The sequence below is a fragment of the Ideonella sp. P3_A4 genome (assembly GCF_056403075.1).
This window is the reverse complement of the sequence record NZ_JBFUGE010001172.1, coordinates 1-1,038: the sequence shown is the minus strand read 5'-3', so window position 1 is coordinate 1,038 and position 1,038 is coordinate 1. Positions and strand designations below refer to the sequence as shown.

The 1,038-nt window shown below is 60.3% G+C and carries 2 protein-coding genes; one reads left to right on the top strand and one right to left on the bottom strand.

What is annotated here, in order from left to right:
• A partial coding sequence (locus tag AC1DYI_RS36725; RefSeq protein ID WP_477209005.1) for a MoaD/ThiS family protein occupies positions 1–293 on the top strand: 293 nt, incomplete at its 5' end.
• A 180-nt stretch (positions 294–473) separates the two neighbouring features.
• Here the strand turns inward: AC1DYI_RS36725 and AC1DYI_RS36720 are convergent.
• On the bottom strand, positions 474–1,038 hold a 565-nt coding region (locus AC1DYI_RS36720; protein WP_477209004.1), incomplete at its 5' end, for an MlaC/ttg2D family ABC transporter substrate-binding protein.

The following is a 1,038-nucleotide window of genomic DNA, read 5'->3' as shown; positions in this document are numbered from 1 at the left end:
CCGGAGATCTACGCGGTCGAAGTCGCGGAGCTGACGTGAAGGTGCTGGTGCCGAGCGCGCTGCGCTCCTACACCGGCGCGCCAGAGGTGGATGCGGCCGGCGAGACGCTGCTTGCGCTCTTTGCCGACCTCGACCAGCGCTACCCGGGCCTGCGCTTTCGCGTCGTCGACGAACAGCAACAACTGCGCCCGAACATGCGCATCTTCGTCAACGGCCAGGGCGTGCGCAACCTCGGCCACGCACTGCGACCGGACGACTTCGTGGCGATCGTGCTGGCGCTCAGCGGCGGTTGAGTGTGCCGGTGGGGGAATCTAGAAGGCTGGAAAGGGCATGAACGTGAAGAACTTGTTGATCGACTGCAGATAGTCGGCAGGCTTCCAAAGACGACAACCGTTGTTGACTCGAAGCGGATAACAGCACAGCACGAAAGCGGACGCAGGCCGGGCGCAACTAGGAGCGGCGCCCGGCGCGTGTCACTTCGATGCCGCGCGATTGCGGTTCTTCGCCGCCAGTTCCGCGATCAACCCATCTATGCCACCCCGCCTCAAAGCAATTTCGAATTGAGTTCGAAATGTCTCGACGACCCACACGTCTAACACCGACAGGTTGACGATCTTCCACGCGCCGTCGACCAACAACAGCTTGAATCGCACTCTCGTATTGCCATCCTTGGTTTTGAAGTAGGCGATCAGTTCGGCGGAATCTTTGTGTGCACTTGGGACGACCTCGAAATCCTTCGGGGGGCCATCAATGCGGTACAGATGTCCGGCGTACTGGACGATGAGCAGCTGAAAGAACTGCTCGGTGAGGTCATTTTGTTTGGCGCTCGGCAGTTTGTTCCACCGATCCTGTCCGAGCGTTGCCGCCGTCATCCGCGGCATGTCGATGTAGGTCATGGCTTCCCGATCCAGAGTCGCCCGGATCTTGCGGGCGTCGCCCTTTCTCAGATCGGGATCCGCCTGGAGATCCTTCATCAGCCTTTCGGTCAGTTGCTTCACCACTTGTTCCGCGGACATGTTGACCATCGGAGTCTGTGCC